Origin of the sequence: Chitinophaga sp. MM2321 (assembly GCF_964033635.1) — a bacterium.
In the GTDB taxonomy this organism is placed as follows: domain Bacteria; phylum Bacteroidota; class Bacteroidia; order Chitinophagales; family Chitinophagaceae; genus Chitinophaga.
In genome coordinates, this window is the sequence record NZ_OZ035533.1 from 4136382 (window position 1) to 4152790 (window position 16409).

11 protein-coding genes are annotated in these 16409 nt (G+C 46.8%); 8 read left to right on the forward strand and 3 right to left on the reverse strand.

What is annotated here, in order from left to right:
- Window positions 1-2 precede the first annotated feature (2 nt).
- Window positions 3-2405, reverse strand: a complete 2403-nt coding sequence (locus ABQ275_RS15980) for a hypothetical protein (RefSeq protein WP_349314151.1) — start codon at window positions 2403-2405, stop codon at window positions 3-5.
- A 344-nt stretch (window positions 2406-2749) separates the two neighbouring features.
- On the opposite strand from ABQ275_RS15980, the gene ABQ275_RS15985 reads away from it, so the two are divergent.
- The 4 genes from ABQ275_RS15985 (at window position 2750) to ABQ275_RS16000 (ending at window position 9919) form a co-directional block, all read left to right on the forward strand.
- Window positions 2750-5890 (forward strand): TonB-dependent receptor, encoded by a 3141-nt coding sequence (locus ABQ275_RS15985; protein WP_349314152.1) that lies wholly within the window; start codon window positions 2750-2752, stop codon window positions 5888-5890.
- Window positions 5891-5902: 12 nt separating this feature from the next.
- Complete coding sequence (locus ABQ275_RS15990) at window positions 5903-7807, forward strand: RagB/SusD family nutrient uptake outer membrane protein (RefSeq protein WP_349314153.1); 1905 nt, start codon at window positions 5903-5905, stop codon at window positions 7805-7807.
- Between the two features lie 20 nt (window positions 7808-7827).
- Window positions 7828-8514: a DUF3823 domain-containing protein gene (locus tag ABQ275_RS15995; protein WP_349314154.1), complete on the forward strand. Its 687-nt coding sequence runs from the start codon at window positions 7828-7830 to the stop codon at window positions 8512-8514.
- Window positions 8515-8590: 76 nt separating this feature from the next.
- A complete protein-coding gene (locus ABQ275_RS16000; protein ID WP_349314155.1) occupies window positions 8591-9919 on the forward strand; it encodes a glycoside hydrolase family 71/99-like protein in 1329 nt (442 codons plus the stop codon).
- Window positions 9920-9965: 46 nt separating this feature from the next.
- Here the strand turns inward: ABQ275_RS16000 and ABQ275_RS16005 are convergent, their stop codons facing one another.
- A complete protein-coding gene (locus ABQ275_RS16005) occupies window positions 9966-10238 on the reverse strand; it encodes a hypothetical protein (RefSeq protein ID WP_349314156.1) in 273 nt (90 codons plus the stop codon).
- 270 nt (window positions 10239-10508) lie between these two features.
- On the opposite strand from ABQ275_RS16005, the gene ABQ275_RS16010 reads away from it, so the two are divergent.
- The 4 genes from ABQ275_RS16010 (at window position 10509) to bioA (ending at window position 15787) form a co-directional block, all read left to right on the forward strand.
- Window positions 10509-11180: a response regulator transcription factor gene (locus ABQ275_RS16010; RefSeq protein WP_349314157.1), complete on the forward strand. Its 672-nt coding sequence runs from the start codon at window positions 10509-10511 to the stop codon at window positions 11178-11180.
- A gap of 10 nt (window positions 11181-11190) precedes the next feature.
- A complete protein-coding gene (locus tag ABQ275_RS16015; protein ID WP_349314158.1) occupies window positions 11191-12453 on the forward strand; it encodes a HAMP domain-containing sensor histidine kinase in 1263 nt (420 codons plus the stop codon).
- A gap of 78 nt (window positions 12454-12531) precedes the next feature.
- Complete coding sequence (locus tag ABQ275_RS16020; protein WP_349314159.1) at window positions 12532-14481, forward strand: sulfatase-like hydrolase/transferase; 1950 nt, start codon at window positions 12532-12534, stop codon at window positions 14479-14481.
- Window positions 14482-14506: 25 nt separating this feature from the next.
- On the forward strand, window positions 14507-15787 hold the full coding sequence (bioA, locus tag ABQ275_RS16025; RefSeq protein ID WP_349314160.1) for an adenosylmethionine--8-amino-7-oxononanoate transaminase: 1281 nt from the start codon (window positions 14507-14509) through the stop codon (window positions 15785-15787).
- Between the two features lie 110 nt (window positions 15788-15897).
- Here bioA and ABQ275_RS16030 read toward each other — a convergent pair whose 3' ends face one another.
- A complete protein-coding gene (locus ABQ275_RS16030; protein ID WP_349314161.1) occupies window positions 15898-16392 on the reverse strand; it encodes a DUF2911 domain-containing protein in 495 nt (164 codons plus the stop codon).
- Window positions 16393-16409: the final 17 nt, after the last annotated feature.

Below are 16409 nucleotides of genomic sequence, written 5' to 3' on the forward strand. Positions count from 1 at the left end.
AATCAGGTCATCTCCTGGAAGCTGCGTTCAAAATCCTGTCCGTAGCTTTCCTTATATTCTTTCGCAAATTTAAGGTAGGCATCTTTGGCCAGTCCGTGTTTACGCAACAGGATCAGGCACCTGCTTTTATACATCAGGGCTTCTTCATTCAATTTATCGAAAAAGAAAATACAGTTGGCCAGCCGGATAATAAACTCCGGATCACGACCCAGATCGGCAGCCGACATATACTTCAGCAACTGGTCTATAACGGGACCGGCTATATCAGATTTGATATCGTCCAGCCACTCATACTGTACAGTGCCCAGGAACGCGCCACGCCTGATAATACTGAGCAACGCGGTAACCGCTGCCTTATCTGTATCCGGCGTCAATGCCAGGTATTGCTGGTAATCTATGCGGATCGTATCATGCAATACCTCCAGTTTCCACCTGCCGGATTCCCTGCCGATATGTACATCACCCACCTTCTGTAAAATAGCTTTCAGTTTTACTACGTTTACTGAAAAATTATTACGCGCGTCTTTCAGGGATTTATCTCCCCATAATATTTCATATAATTGTTCGGACGGGATTCCCTTACCATCTTTCAATGAAAAGATAAGCAATACCAGGAACAACTCTTTTAATAAGGGTGTAAACAATTTTGTGATATCATTTCCGTCTTTATCAAATACTTCAAAAGGGCCGAAAAGGAATATCGCAGACAGCTCCCGGTGATCTTCCAGGTCATACGGAAGGTCATGCTCCACGGTTGCTGCCGCCACTTCCACGGGTACTACGGAAACGGGCCTACGGCGATACCTGACTACCAATATCACCACTCCGACAAGGCACACTGCCAGGAGCAGATACCCCCAGAACCGTCCGTTGTATGGCACTGCCACAGCGGTAAGTACCAGCTCATTTGGAGGAAAGTCGATGGTATATACCTGCAAACTTGTAATGCTATCCTTTGAACAAAACTGTGTGGTCGCCACCAGCTTTCTGCTGACCGGACAATAATACAGATCTGCAAAGGATTTGATGTCGTGGAAGGAATAGGGAATAGAATCCCCCGTAAGCTGATATACCGGCGAATGCAGCGATCCTTTGATCAGCTGCAACGCAGAATTAAATTTATCTGTCGGATAAATCAACGCATAAAAATCATCCGTCCCCGGCACCGTAATCAGGCTGTTGGCAAAACAAAACTGCCGCACAGGCTCCTGCAAATGATAAATATGTTTGAATGATTTGTCTTTCACACTAAACGCCAGCAACTCATAACTGAATCTCGGGTTGATGGCCTGGTTGCCGGTGCTGCTGCCGTAACCACCTATGATGTAAGCCGTATCAGCCGCCGCGTTGGTACCCAATGCTGCCATATAACGCGGCATAAATTTATCGCCGGTGGTGGTAACGATCTCCCACTTTCCCGTAGGAAAATGGTACCGTTGCACGGTGTCCTTATAACGCAGTTGTCCATATCCGCCGAATATATATAAAGATGAATCTGCCGGAGAGATGAACTTATTGGCATGCCACCATTCTGTCAGCTCTACAGATGAAAAATTTACATCCCATTTACGCGCAGCGGCATCATAGGTACTTACTTTTTGTTCATCAATATAAAAGTTGCGGAGCTGATGGGCGCCGCCATCATAAACAGATTGATTGCCTGCCGGCAGGATGTGATGCCCCTTCGATAAAGCGGTGCCTTTCAACTGCAAATCACTAAATGACAACGCATACAATGAATCAGCCGCAGTAATATATAATATCTCCCTGCTTTTGTCGAAAGCCACGCTGGGCGTCCCTGCAATAGAGAGCGACCGTACATGCTCCCAGTTCTGATGCCGCGGCTTGATCCACACCGGGTTCTTTACTTTGGCGGTTCTCTTCCCGATCTGATCCTGGCTCTCCGTTCCCTGGCTTTCAGACAACGGATAATAATATTGCAGCTTGCCGCCGGCTTTGATGCGGATATCACGGATGCTCATGGGGGGAATATCCAGCGTCTGGAATCCTTCATAACTGTTGGTGCCGAAATAGATCTTGCAGCAGGTGCCTTTGCTGATCTTTGCTTTCCCTTTACAGATGAACTGGTTATTGAGATAAAAGCTGACCTCGTGCTGTCCTTCATCAAATTTGATCCTGAACTGATTCCATTCTCCGAATAATTTAGTGGTATCTACTTTAAAAACACCCGAAAATGTTTCCCCGATAACAAAATTGAAATAACCCGACCGCTGGTTGTATACCAGGTCAATATTCTGATGATCTGTGGTGATCAACCGCATAATATACCCGAAATAGGTTTCGAGATGAGGGGTAAAGATCAGGTCAAAAGAGATCTCTGTGCCATCATGCAGGCAAACGGGTTCAGTAGGGGTGAGATTGAGAGAAGTCCTCTTTTCGGGCACTACCTCATGACTGGAAAACCGTAAACCGTGTGATTGACAAAAACTATTATAGCTGGTAAAAAGAATAAAAAATATACAGAATAAATACTTCCCCATGGTTGACTACAAAACTATATACTCCACAAAATAGACATTTTTATCTTTCTATCCACGAATAGCGGTCATTATAAAACATTTGATAATCAGTCAATTGTAAAATTAATGCGAATTAATTTCGCCGTTAATGCATTCGTTAGCCGTTTTATTAGTACCCCTCTCCTTTCTTGCAACCATATTCCACATTATCCGGACCTATTTTTTTATTAACCAAAGTCAATTTTTCACGTATGAATGATCCACATTTTATGAAGAAGATCTTTCGGCTACTGATGCTGGCCTGCGTCTTCCCTCTCTTCGTTAATGCCCAACAGAAAACGATCAGCGGGAGAGTAACAGACGCGAAAGATGGTTCCCCGCTCTATGGTGTAAGCGTATTCGTGCATGACAACACCGGTAAAAGAGCAGGTGTAACCACCAACGCCCAGGGTGTATACACCTTCAATGCACCAGCCGGTGCTACTGAAATCTCTTTTTCTTTCGTTGGCATGAAAGACGCCACGGAACCTATTAACGGCAGAACAACGATCAACGTAAAAATGACTGCCAACGAAGAACTGCTGGGCAGTGTGGTAGTAGTAGGTTATGGTACCAAAAGAAAAGAAACCCTTACCGGCGCCGTAACAAACATTACCGCTAAAGAGATCCAGACCACCACCAACGTCAGCCTCGCACAAAAACTGCAAGGCAAGGTGGCCGGCTTGCAGATCCGCCAGCTGGGCGGTGAACCCGGTACTTTCGACAACATGATCAACATCCGCGGCTTCGGTACCCCCCTCTTCGTTATTGATGGTATTGCCCGCGACGGTTCCTCAGAATTCCAGCGACTGAATGCAGATGATATCGAAAGCGTATCATTCCTGAAAGATGCATCGGCGGCTATTTACGGTCTTCGTGCAGCCAATGGCGTTATCATCGTCACGACCAAGAAAGGCACCGCCGGTAAAACTGCGTTCAGCTACAACGGCGTAGTCGGTTTTATGAAACCAACAGACGTACCTCAAATGGCCAACGCAGCACAATGGATACAGATGCGCAACGACGCGGCTGTACTGGGCGGCGGTAGTCCCTTTCTCACCAGGGAAGAAATGCAGAAATATATCGATGGCGTGCCCGGTTATGAAAGTACCGACTGGTACGATGAAGCCATGAAAAAATCGGCCATGCAGCAGCAGCATAACCTGTCTGCTTCCGGTGGTACAGAAAAAACACAATACTTTGTAAGCCTGGGCTATGTATCAGAAGCCGGTCTGCTTAAATCAGGCGACATGGGCTTCCGCAAATACAACATTCGCTCAAATCTCACCACAGAACTTTCTAAAAATCTGAAAGCAGAAGTATTCCTCGCCGGCAGATATGATAAAAGAGATCAGCCCGGCGAAAACTTCTTCAACATCTTCAAAGGAACACGTGTTACGTTGCCTACTGAAAAACCGTATGCCAACAACAACCCGTTGTATCCTGCCGTGGTAACGCCTTCCAATCAAAACCCGCTGACACTGTCCGATAAAAGCATTACCGGATATGATGAAAGTATCAACCGCAACTTCCAGTCAGCTATTGCACTGACTTATACCATACCTGCCGTACCGGGGCTTTCCCTCCGCGCCATGGGATCGTATGATATGAACAGCTATTCCGCAAAAAATGTGTCCAAAGGATATAACCTGTATACTTATGTAGATGACCAGTACATCAAGCAACCGCAAAGAAAAGGCGCTGCCGCTATTACCAACAACTATGGTAACAATAACCGCGTTACCCTGCAGGGACAAGTGAACTATAACAGGCAGATTGCAGGGAAACATAATGTAGGCGGCGTATTGGTAGTAGAACAACAACAATACTGGAACCGCAACGCTTTCCTCAAAAGGTATTATGACTTCTACACCAGTGACCAGATCAATGCAGCCGGTAAAGCCAAACAGGAAAACGACGGCAGCGAACAACAAACCGCCAGTCTCTCTTATGTAGGCAGGTTTAACTACGACTACAACAGCAAATACCTGGTGGAATTTGCATTCAGACAGGATGGTTCTTACCGCTATAACCCCAATAAAAGATGGGGCTTCTTCCCGGTTGTTTCCGGCGGATGGAGAATTTCAGAAGAGAATTTCATCAAACAAAAAGTAAAAGCGATCTCCAACCTCAAGCTGCGCGCATCTTACGGGCTGGTAGGTGAAGATGCCGGTAATCCCTTTCAATACATTGCGGGATACTCTACCAGTGGAGGTGGCAGCTATGAATTTGAAAACGGTACCCTCATCAACGGCGCCGCTTCACCCGCCATAGTAAACGAACAACTTACCTGGTTTACATCAAAAGTAACAGACATCGGTATAGATGTCGGCCTGTGGAACAATCAATTCAATCTTGAATTCGATGTATACCGCAGAGACAGAAGCGGTTTGCTGGCAAGACGCAACGTATCGCTGCCAAATACTTTCGGGGGCACGCTGCCGGAAGAAAACCTGAACAGCGACCGGGTACAGGGATTTGACTTTACCATCTCCTACAACAACCGTAAACACGACTTCCAATACGGCGTCTCCGCTAACTTCAACTACTCACGTACCATGAACCGCTACGTAGAAAGAGGCCCCTTCACCAACAGCTATGATAAATGGCGCAATGGATCGGCCAACCGCTACAATGATGTGGTATGGGGATATACTTACTTAGGCCAGTTCCAGAACGCAGATGAAATAGCCAACTACCCGATTCAGAATGGTGATCAGGCCAATATCCGCGAACTACCAGGTGATTTTAAATACAAGGATGTGAATAACGATGGCGTGATCGACGACCGGGACCTGCTGCCTATCTTCACCGGTGGCGTAGGTACCAACGACAATCAGAATCCATCTTCCAAAAATCCCCACATGTATTATGGTCTTACTTTAAACGCTGCCTATAAAGGATTCGACCTCAACATGCTGTTCCAGGGCTCCGCTATGTACACCGTGCGCTTCAGCGAAGTATATGCGGAGGTACTGGCATTCAGGGGCAATACACCCGCTTACTTCTTCGACAGATGGCACAAGGAAGATCCTTACGATCCGGCAAGTGAATGGATTGCAGGCAAATGGCCCGCTTCCCGGTTCAATGGTGATGTTGGAAAGATGTATGCAGAAAGCTCCGTATGGAGAAAAGATGCTTCCTATGTGCGGTTAAAAAGCGTAGAACTGGGCTACACCTTCAACCCGAAATTGTATAAAGCGGCAGGCATACAGAAGATAAGGGTATTTGCCAATGCCTACAATGTTTTCACCGTTGCCAATTCGTTTGTTAAACCATTTGATCCGGAAAGGCTGGAAGGCTTGTTCAATGCAGGGTTTAACTATCCGCTTACAAAGACATACAATTTTGGTGTGAACCTTAACTTCTAAAAAGACACAGTTATGAAGCTATATAAATGCAGTATACTATTTCTTGTTACAGGCATGATGCTCTTCGGCTGTAACAGGGTGCTGGACCTGAAGCCTACCGATAAGATCAGGGCGGAAGATCTCTTTGGCGATCCCGAAGGCACCAAATTATACATGGCAAACCTGTATTACCAGCTGCCGGTAGAAGATTTTGCATTCTTCAGGACCGGTCCCAATGACAATGGTTTCAACTATAACGGGCAGGACCCCAACAACGGTGGTTTTGCACCAGCCATGCAAACCGACGAAGCGGTGCACACTGAATTCGGCGACTTTATAGGTGATAACGATTTCAGGTGGTGGGAAGCCGGTTATAAACTGATCAGGGATGTTAACCTGTTAACAGATGTGATCCCCACGTTACAGATTTCGGAGGAAGAAAAAAATGCCCTCACCGGTGAAAGTGCTTTCATCAAAGCATTCGCCTATTTCGGGCTGGCAAAAAGATATGGCGGTGTATCGCTGATCAAAGGCACCCAGAAATACAGCAGTGATGTAGAATCACTGAAAGTACCCAGGAGCACTGAAAAAGAAACATGGGACTATGTGATGGAACTCTGTGATATTGCTATCAGTAACCTGGGGGCCGACAAAGGCCGCCGTGCTTCCAAATGGACCGCTTACGCCCTGAAATCACGTGCAGCACTACACGCAGCTTCTATTGCCAAATTCGGCCCTGCTGCTCCCTTATCAGGTGATGCGGTAACACAGAAACTGGTGGGTCTGGATCCTTCCGCAGCAGATGGCTACTATCAGCTCTCTATCGCGGCTTCCGAGGCACTGATCACTCAGGGTGGTTACTCGCTGTACAAACCAAATCCCGCCAACCCGGAAGAAGCAGCAGAAAATTACCGGCAGCTTTTCCAGGACCCGAATATTGCAAAGGAAGAAGCCATCATGATCAAAGGCTTTACCTTACCCGGCAATTACCAGGGCCACAACTACGATATCTGGTATCAGCCCGCCCAGGTGGCCAATGGCTGGCCGCATCCAGGCAGGATGAATCCCACACTGGACTTTGCAGATGCCTATGAAAGGTATGATAATCCAGGATACAGTGCGCCTATCGTGACCACCGTAGATGGCAACGTAACTGACTATAACGGTTACAGCCCTACGAAAGATTATATCCGCTTCGATTCACCCAACGATATCTTCAAAGGTAAAGATGCGCGACTATGGGGTACAACCGTATTACCATCCACCAACTGGAAAAATATTCCCATCATCATACAGGCGGGATATGTAAAACCGGATGGACAGGCAGTGATCCGCGTGAAGGATGAAATCACCATCAGCGGCACCACCTATTACACATACGGCGCCCCCAGCACCACCCAATACTCCGGCTTCGATACCTACGGCGGCAACAACACCCGCACCGGCTTCTCCTTTAAAAAATTCATGAATCAGAACGCACCGGTTGTTGCAGGATGGAACCAGAGTACCACCGACTTTATAGAATTCCGCTATGCGGAAGTATTGCTGAACTACGCAGAAGCTGTAGTGGAAAGCGGTAAAGGCAACGCAGCGGCTGCTGCCAAAGCCCTGAACGATATCCGCAGACGCGCAGGACATACCACCGACATTCCTTTAACAGCAGCCAATGTACAACGCGAAAGAAGAGTGGAACTGGCCTTCGAAAACAAACGTTTCTGGGACCTCATCCGCAGAAGGGAATATCATACTGCCTTTAACAACAGGATGCTGCATTCCTTAATGCCGCTACAGGACCTGAGAGCACTGCCCGCCAAAAAATATATTTTCGTACGCGTAAATGTGCCCAATTCCAATCCTAAAACATTTGAACCAAAAGCTTACTACCGCCCTATCCCCGGCATCGGTGCGAACGGCCTGGTACAAAATCCACAGTATTGAACCCATTAAAAATGTTAGTGATGAAAAATAAATTCAGCTATATACTCTTTGCAGCAGCACTGGCAATGACTTCCTGCAAAAAAGATAATTACGACGGGCCTACCGCCGGATTAAGCGGTAATTTTGTCGATGTCAAAACCAATGAACTCGTAGAACAGGATATCATCCGTGGCACCACTATCGAGATCATTGAACATGGCTACGATCCTGTGACACCGCAATACCTCACCGTTAAAACGGATGGTACTTACGATAACAGCCTCCTTTTTGCCAACACGTACACCGTCAATCCGGTGAGGGGCAATTTCATTGCTACCACGCCGCAGGATGTGGACATCAAAGGACAAACAAAGCTCGACTTTACCGTAACGCCCTACATCCGCCTGAAAGATGTGAGCATCACCAGGAACGGGGCCAAAGTGGTGGCCACTTTCAAGCTGGAACAAAACGTTCCTAACAACGTCAAAAAAATAGGTTTATACGCCCACCAGGACTCCCGTGTTGGTGAACCCATGCGGCAGGAAGCAACAGAACAGCAGCTCAACGCCGTGTCAGATCCCAACCAGGTATACACACTGGAAATAGATCTGCCATCACACACTTCCTCCCTCAAACCGGGCAACAAATACTACTTCCGCGTAGGCGCCCTTATTGATGTAGGAGAAGCCAAACCGAATTATGCAAAAGCAGTGGTATTGGATATATAACCCAAACGGATAAACGTTGATGGCGGAGAATATTCCATCATCAACGTTTATCCTTCTTTAAACAAAAATCATTTCCATGAAGCAGATAAGCCTGTCACTGTTATTATCCTTTTTCTTCATCAGTGTATGTTGTTCCAGTAAAAAAACGGGTACAGATGCACCGCCGCCGGGGCCGCCGGTGGCCGTAAAAGACACCGTGTATGATGAAACCGGTTGCCAGTACACTTCTTATAACAAACTCGTTATGGCTGGCTACCAGGGCTGGTTTGCTGCCGACGGCGATGACTCGCAACGTGGCTGGTATCATTACCGGAACGGCCGCTGTGGTGGTTTCTTTCCCGGATGCGCCGCGGTGGATTTCTGGCCCGACATGACCGAATATACAAAGCAATATAAATCACCCTTCAAATTTGCGGATGGTTCGGATGCTTTTCTCTATAGTCCCTACGATGAAGAAACCGTAGACCTTCACTTTAAATGGATGAAAGATTATGGTATTGATGGTGTATTCATGCAACGGTTTGTTGGTGAAATAAAAAACACCAACCCTTCCGGCAAAAGACATTTTAATAAAGTGCTGGAAAATGCATTGAAGGCGGCAAAAAAATACAACCGCGCTATCTGTATCATGTATGACCTCAGCGGCTGTAGCAGTGATGATGTAGCCTACCTGGAACAGGACTGGAATGAACTGCAATCGTTGTTCTCTCTCTTTGATAACAAGCAACATCCAACTTATGTAAGGCATAACGGTAAACCGCTGTTATCCATATGGGGCGTTGGTTTCAACGACAACAGGAAATATACCATTGCAGATGTGGACAAGCTGGTGGGAAAACTGAAAGGCGCTAACAACCGTGTATCTGTTATGCTGGGCGTGCCTTATTACTGGCGTACCCTCAACAATGATACGGAGAACTCCACCCTCCTGCATACCCTCGTCAAAAAATCGGATATCATTATGCCCTGGGCAGTGGGCCGTTATAACATGGATAGCTACAACAATGTAGCCATCGGACTGGCTGCCGATATACAGTGGTGCAAGAGTAATAAAGTGGATTATGTACCGCTGGTATTTCCTGGTTTCAGCTGGGGAAATCTGCAAGATGGAAAAGCAGACTACAACGCTATCCCACGGCTCAAAGGTGACTTCTTATGGAAACAGGTGGCCGGTGCAAAACAGGCGGGCGCACAAACATTGTACGTAGCAATGTTCGATGAAATTGATGAAGGAACGGCCATTTATAAATGTGCGAAAGAAGCCAATCTTCCGGTAAATGGCGACCATAAATTTGTGGGTATTGAAAATGAGCTGGACTCCGATTATTATCTATGGCTTACCGGGCAGGCAGCTAAATGGTTTCATGGTGAAAGCAATTTGAATGCAACGAAGCCGGTACGTTAATAAGATACCCAACGACGTATCATACCCCTGGGTGTTAACCCGGGGGTTATTTAGCGGCTGTTGCTATAAAAAACAGCACACCCAAAGCAATCAGCACGATGGTCAGTATAATCCCTAATGTCCAGTAGCTATATGTTTTGACGCAATCTGCGCGATTGATGTGATCTTCCATTTCAAGCCACCCGGCCCCACCGTCCTCCACATTTTGCGAGGGATCCAGTTTACCTTTGCGGATCAACCGCCGGTATTTTATGGCAACCCGTCGCGCATTGGGCACCTGGTCCATCAATTGGAATAGTTCCTGTGTTTCTTTATTCATGTAGAAAATTTATCGCCCCTGTTCCTTATCCATTCCTGCCCGGCAATTGCTGTAGAGATCTACCGTAAATTATGTCCTGGGGGGCCTATCGCTGTTATATTATACCTGTAATCATATCCTGAGCGCATCAGGTAAAAAAGAAATACTACACTTCTATAAACGATAAAAAGATGACTTTGGTTTTCCCTTTCCGGTAAAGGAAGAACAGCCCGTAAAGCATGTTTACATCAGCTACAGATTTTCTTTAGTATTTATCCCTACTTTTAACCAATGAAAGTGCTGATCATAGAAGATGAACCCGCGCTGCGGGCTAGTATCCGGGAATATCTCGAACACCAGGGACTTATCTGTGAAACAGCCGCCGATTTTAACCAGGCCATAGATAAAGTCAACGACTTCGGGTATGACTGTATTGTAGCAGACATCGGCCTGCCCATGGGAAGCGGATTGGATGTGGTGAAAGAACTGAAAATACTCAAATCCAAAGCCGGTATCATTATTATCTCCGCCAAAGATTCACTGGAAGATAAACTTTACGGATTGGAGCTGGGCGCAGATGATTATCTCACCAAACCTTTCCATCTCTCTGAACTAAATGCCCGGATCAACGCTATTCTCCGGCGCAAAAACTTTGATGGCGATACCACTATCACCTTCTTCGAAATTACGGTTATGCCGGCGTCGAAGACAGTGCTGGTACATGATAAGTCTGTTACGCTAACCGGTAAGGAATACCAGTTGCTGCTGTACTTTATTGCCAATCAGCACCGGGTGGTTACCAAAGCCGCGCTGGCAGGCCACCTCTGGGGAGATGCCTACGACCAGGCCGGATCATACGATTTCATTTATACACACATTAAAAATCTCCGCAAAAAACTCATTGAAGCAGGCGGCGAAGATTATATCAAAACAGTATACGGAACAGGATACCGGTTTGGATAAAATTATCATCATGAAATTACTCACCAAAACCACCCTCTATTTCTTACTGATCATGCTGCCGGTGTTCACCATCGGCGCATTTTACCTCTTCTATAAATTCAATAAAGAAATTAAACACGAAACAGATGAGGAGCTTGTAAACGACAAATTGCACTGGCTCCGCTACCTCGACACTGCCAGCGTTAATAACCCCATATTAAGCATCAACACACAGGAATTTCAACTGTCACCCACAGACCAACCCTTGCAGCAAAAGCATCAGCTCCGGGGTGTCAACCTGTACCAGGAAACAGAAGATATGAAAGCCCCTTTCCGCGAGCTTTCACAGGTGATCAGCTTCCATGATAAAAACTATCAACTGGTATTACGGAAATCGCTGATAGAAAAAGATGATCTTGTAAAAAATATAGTACATGTAATGCTTTTCGCCTTCGGCGGATTATTACTTTTTGCTTTACTTTCCAACTGGTTTATCAGTAAAAAAATATGGAAGCCGTTCTATCTTTCTCTGGAAAAAATCAAACAGCTACAGCTGAATAAAATGGAGGTATTATCACTCAAACCTACCCCTACCCACGAATTCAACCAGCTGCACACAGCACTCAACCACATGGCCGCCCGCATCCACCAGGACTATACCAATATGAAAGAGCTGACAGAAGATGCCGCCCATGAAATGCAGACGCCGCTGGCTATTGTTCAGAGTAAACTGGAACTACTGTTGCAGGATGAAACATTGACAGAAGAACAAATGAAAAATATCCTGCAGAGTTATGATGAGCTCCAGCGCCTGTCACGCCTCAATCATAACCTGCTGCTGCTGGCCAAGATCGAAAACCAGCAATACCCCGTTACCGGGCAACCCGACCTCGTGGCCGTAGTAGAAAAATACCTGCTACTATTTGAAGAACTGGCTAAAGAAAAACAGCTCACCATTGAAACAACCATGACAGCACCCGCCCCATGGCCGCTACATCCCGCACTGGCAGACATTCTCGTGAGCAACCTGTTGGGCAATGCCATCAAATATAATACGGTCGAAGGTCAGATCCAGATCAGTTTATCCGGTACTTTTTTTAGTATCACTAACAGCAGCCAGCTCCCTGAAATACCTGCGGGCAGTCTCTTTCAGCGTTTTAAAAAACACAACCCGGGATACTCCGGCTCCAATGGCCTGGGCCTGGCCATCGTCAAAAAAATAGCCGATTCTTACCAGTTATCTATCCACTACAAGTATGACCAGGGGCATCATACGTTCACCGTCAGTTATTAAATCCGAAAATCTCAAAATCCATAAATTCGTAAATCATAAATATCTATCTACCTTTGCGGCCTCAACTCTTTATGCCCGATGAAATCAGCTAAAAACCGGTATGCCGTACTGTTCGGCTTTATATTCTTATTCCTCGTCCTATCCTTTCTTGTAAGATCGGCTTTGCTGATATGGTCTTACCCGCAATCCGGCCTCACCATGACCGGCATTCTTTCCATTTTTGCAAAAGGGTTGGTATTTGATACCGGCGTCGCACTTTTCTTTACGATCGCTTATGCGCTCTACCTGTTGCTCCTGCCACAACGGCTGAATAACACGATGGTGAACCGCGCCTTTACCTATACCGGTTATTTCCTGGCAACCATGCTTGTCATCTTTTCCTTCTTTGCAGAATTTACTTTCTGGGGAGAATATGCAGGGCGTTTCGACTTCATCGCGGTAGATTACCTCATCTATACCTACGAGGTGATCAGTAATATCAACCAGTCGTATCCCCTGCCATTGCTGATTGGCGGCGTATTGCTGGCTACCGCTTTCCTCACCTGGCTACTTATCCGGCGGGGTACTTTCCGCCGCAGCTTCCAGTCCCGCACGCCTTTTGGCAAGCGGCTCCTTATTTTTGGCGGCTTGCTGGCGGCAACACTTGTTCATATCTTTTTTATAAATAATGCCTGGGCAGATAAAAGCAAGAACCGCTATCAGCAGGAACTATCCAAAGCCGGTATCTATGCTTTTGTTTCCGCTTACCTGAATAATGAACTGGCATACGATAAATATTATTTGCTGGAAGATGAACCAACCGCCTTTACACAGGTGCGCGGATTGCTACAGTCGCCGGATGCAAAGTACCTGGAAAATGATAACAGCATTTACCGGCATATAACGGATACGGCTACACCGGTTATGCCCAACGTGATCATGGTGACCATTGAAAGCTTCAGCGCCGACTTCATGACGCGCTTCGGCAATACAGAACACATCACACCGGTACTGGACAGTATCGCCAAAGAAGGTATCCTGTTTACCAACATGTACGCCACCGGCACACGCACCGTAAGAGGTATGGAAGCCCTCACCCTGGCGGTTCCGCCTACACCCGGTCAGAGCATTGTACGGCGGAAAGGGAATGAAAACCTCTTCTCCGCAGCCACTATATTCCGGAAAGAAGGCTACCAGCCCACTTTCTTCTATGGCGGCGATGGCTATTTCGATAATATGAACATGTTCTTCGGCAACAATGGCTACGATATTACCGATCGCCTGCGTCACCGCCTGGTAAACGACCGTATCGCGGGCATTCGTACCAATATCCCCGACAGCGCCGTTCGTTTCGAGAATGCCTGGGGTGTTTGTGACGAAGACATCTATGATGCGGCCATCAAAAGTGCAGATGAAAAGTATGCGGCCGGCAAGCCTTTTTACGATTTCATCATGACCACCTCCAATCACCGCCCATATACCTATCCCGGCGGCAAAATAGATATCCCTTCCGGTACCAGCCGTGAAGGCGCCGTAAAATATACCGACTACGCCATCGGCCAGCTGTTGCAAAAGATCCGCAACAAACCCTGGTTCAGCAATACCGTTATTATTTTCGTAGCAGACCATTGCGCCAGCAGCGCCGGTAAAAATGAAATAGAAGTCAGCAAATACCACATCCCCTGCATCTTCTATAATGTTCCCGGCGCTACTGCACAGGAAATCCCTGTCATGTGCTCACAGATAGACATCTACCCCACATTGCTGGGGCTATTGCATTGGTCGTACGACAGTAACTTCTTTGGCAAAAATGTGCTGGACTCCACCTATCAGCCCCGTACCCTGGTGAGCACCTATCAGAAACTGGCCTATCTCGAACCCGGCAAGCTACTCATTCTCAGCCCCCAGCAAAAGGCACAGTGCTTTTCGTGGAACCAGCTAAAGAATGAACAACACCCTGTTCCGATGGACAGCGCCTTGCTGCAACGCAGTATTGCCACCTACCAGACGGCATATTCACTGTTTAAAAACGGTGGAATGAAGAAGTAAAAAAATTACGGATTACATTTGCTGCATGCTAAAAAACACCTCCCTCTCTTCCAGGGACCTCAGCGTGATCTGGCATCCGTATACACAGATGCAGACTGCTCCTGCACCTATCGCCATTGTGCGTGGTGAAGGCGCTTGTTTATATGATGAAGACGGTCAGGAATATATAGATGCCACCTCCAGCTGGTGGGTAAATATTCACGGGCATGCACATCCACATATTGCGCAGCAGCTGGCTGCGCAGGCGCTGCAACTACAGCATTGCATCTTTGCCGGCTATACGCATCCGCCGGCAGTAAACCTCGCAGAACGGCTGCTGGAAATCCTGCCCACACAGCAACGCCGCGTTTTTTATTCCGACAATGGCTCTACAGCCGTAGAGGTGGCGCTAAAAATGGCCTTACAGTACTGGGATAACAAAGGGCAGCCCAAACGCAAAATACTGGCCTTTAAAAACGCTTATCACGGCGATACCTTCGGTGCGATGAGCGTGAGCGGCAGAAGTGTTTTCACCCGTGTATTCGATGACTTCCTGTTTGAAGTGCATTTCCTCGATCTGCCTTCCCCGGAAAATATCTCACAAATTATAGCAGATATAGCGGCGCAACAGCCAGCACAGATAGCGGCCTTTATTTTTGAGCCCCTGCTGCAAGGCGCCGGCGGCATGGTGATGTATGATGCCACGGCATTTGATGAACTGTTGCAATATTGTGTATCGGAAAATATCCTGCTGATTGCAGATGAAGTGATGACAGGCTTTGGCAGAACAGGGAAGAATTTTGCGATGGAATATGTCAGCACCCAACCGGATATGATATGCCTCTCTAAAGGTCTTACGGGCGGCAGTATGGCGCTGGGCATCACTACCTGCACCCATCAGATCTACGAAGCCTTCCTGTCTACCGACAAACTCAAAACCCTGTTCCATGGCCACTCTTTTACAGCCAATCCTCTCGCCTGCAGCGTTGCCCTGGCCAGTATGGACCTCTTCACCGATCCCGCCTGCGCACAACAACGGACACGCATACACACACGTCATCAGCAGTTCCTGCCGGAGCTGCAACAAGCAACGATCATCAAGAACCCGAGGCTGCTGGGAACTGTCTTAGCCTTTGAAATTATAACGGATAACGTAGATGGGTATACGAACAAGCTGGGGGATCAGCTGCATCATTTTTTTAAGGAGAAACGGATCATGCTGCGACCACTGGGCAACACCTTGTATATTTTGCCACCCTACTGTATCACAGACGCACAGCTGGAGAAAGTATACGCCAGCATCAGGGAGTTCATTTCTACACGATAGCGTTGTTAAAGTATGTAGGGATTTATTGATTTACGAATTTAGGGATTTGAAATCTTCGCTGCATTTCAAATCCCTAAATTCGTAAATCAATAAATCCCTAAATATTAATGTTACTTAACCGGCACCGCTATCTTCGTATCATCCCATTCCATCACAACAGCACCTGCGGGCAGGCTGAATGTGAGTTTTTCTACAGATGATGTGAGTGGTACCCGTGGTACTTTTACGGATAATACATCTTCCCCTTTATTCTTATCATAATCAAAAGCGCCCCACTGACCGAGTTTGCCATTCAGGATGACAGTCCATGTTTTAGGATCAGGAATGGTGAAGAGTGTATAAGTACCTTTTTTTACAGGTTTGCCACCAAAAATCATGTTTCTGTTGAAAGTGATTTCTGTAGCCTTGTTAGCGCCGGTACGCCATACTTTACCAAAAGGTTCCAGGGTACCAAAAATCACCCTGCCTCTTTTGGAAGGTTGACCATATACCACTTTAATGTCCTTATTTTGTACCGTTACTTCTGGGCTCTTAGGCGCTTTTTCCTGGGCAAAGCCCAAGCTGGTAGCGGCTAAGAAAAAGGTTGCCAATAAGAGATGTTTCATTTTTCAGATTTAAATGT

Bases quoted from the DNA above. Each gene is read 5' to 3' on its own strand.
- ABQ275_RS15985 (WP_349314152.1), top strand. From the start codon at position 2,750: ATGAAGAAGATCTTTCGGCTACTGATGCTGGCCTGCGTCTTCCCTCTC.
- ABQ275_RS15990 (WP_349314153.1), top strand. From the start codon at position 5,903: ATGAAGCTATATAAATGCAGTATACTATTTCTTGTTACAGGCATGATG.
- ABQ275_RS15995 (WP_349314154.1), top strand. From the start codon at position 7,828: ATGAAAAATAAATTCAGCTATATACTCTTTGCAGCAGCACTGGCAATG.
- ABQ275_RS16000 (WP_349314155.1), top strand. From the start codon at position 8,591: ATGAAGCAGATAAGCCTGTCACTGTTATTATCCTTTTTCTTCATCAGT.
- ABQ275_RS16005 (WP_349314156.1), bottom strand. From the start codon at position 10,238: ATGAATAAAGAAACACAGGAACTATTCCAATTGATGGACCAGGTGCCC.
- ABQ275_RS16010 (WP_349314157.1), top strand. From the start codon at position 10,509: ATGAAAGTGCTGATCATAGAAGATGAACCCGCGCTGCGGGCTAGTATC.
- ABQ275_RS16015 (WP_349314158.1), top strand. From the start codon at position 11,191: ATGAAATTACTCACCAAAACCACCCTCTATTTCTTACTGATCATGCTG.
- ABQ275_RS16020 (WP_349314159.1), top strand. From the start codon at position 12,532: ATGAAATCAGCTAAAAACCGGTATGCCGTACTGTTCGGCTTTATATTC.
- bioA (WP_349314160.1), top strand. From the start codon at position 14,507: ATGCTAAAAAACACCTCCCTCTCTTCCAGGGACCTCAGCGTGATCTGG.
- ABQ275_RS16030 (WP_349314161.1), bottom strand. From the start codon at position 16,392: ATGAAACATCTCTTATTGGCAACCTTTTTCTTAGCCGCTACCAGCTTG.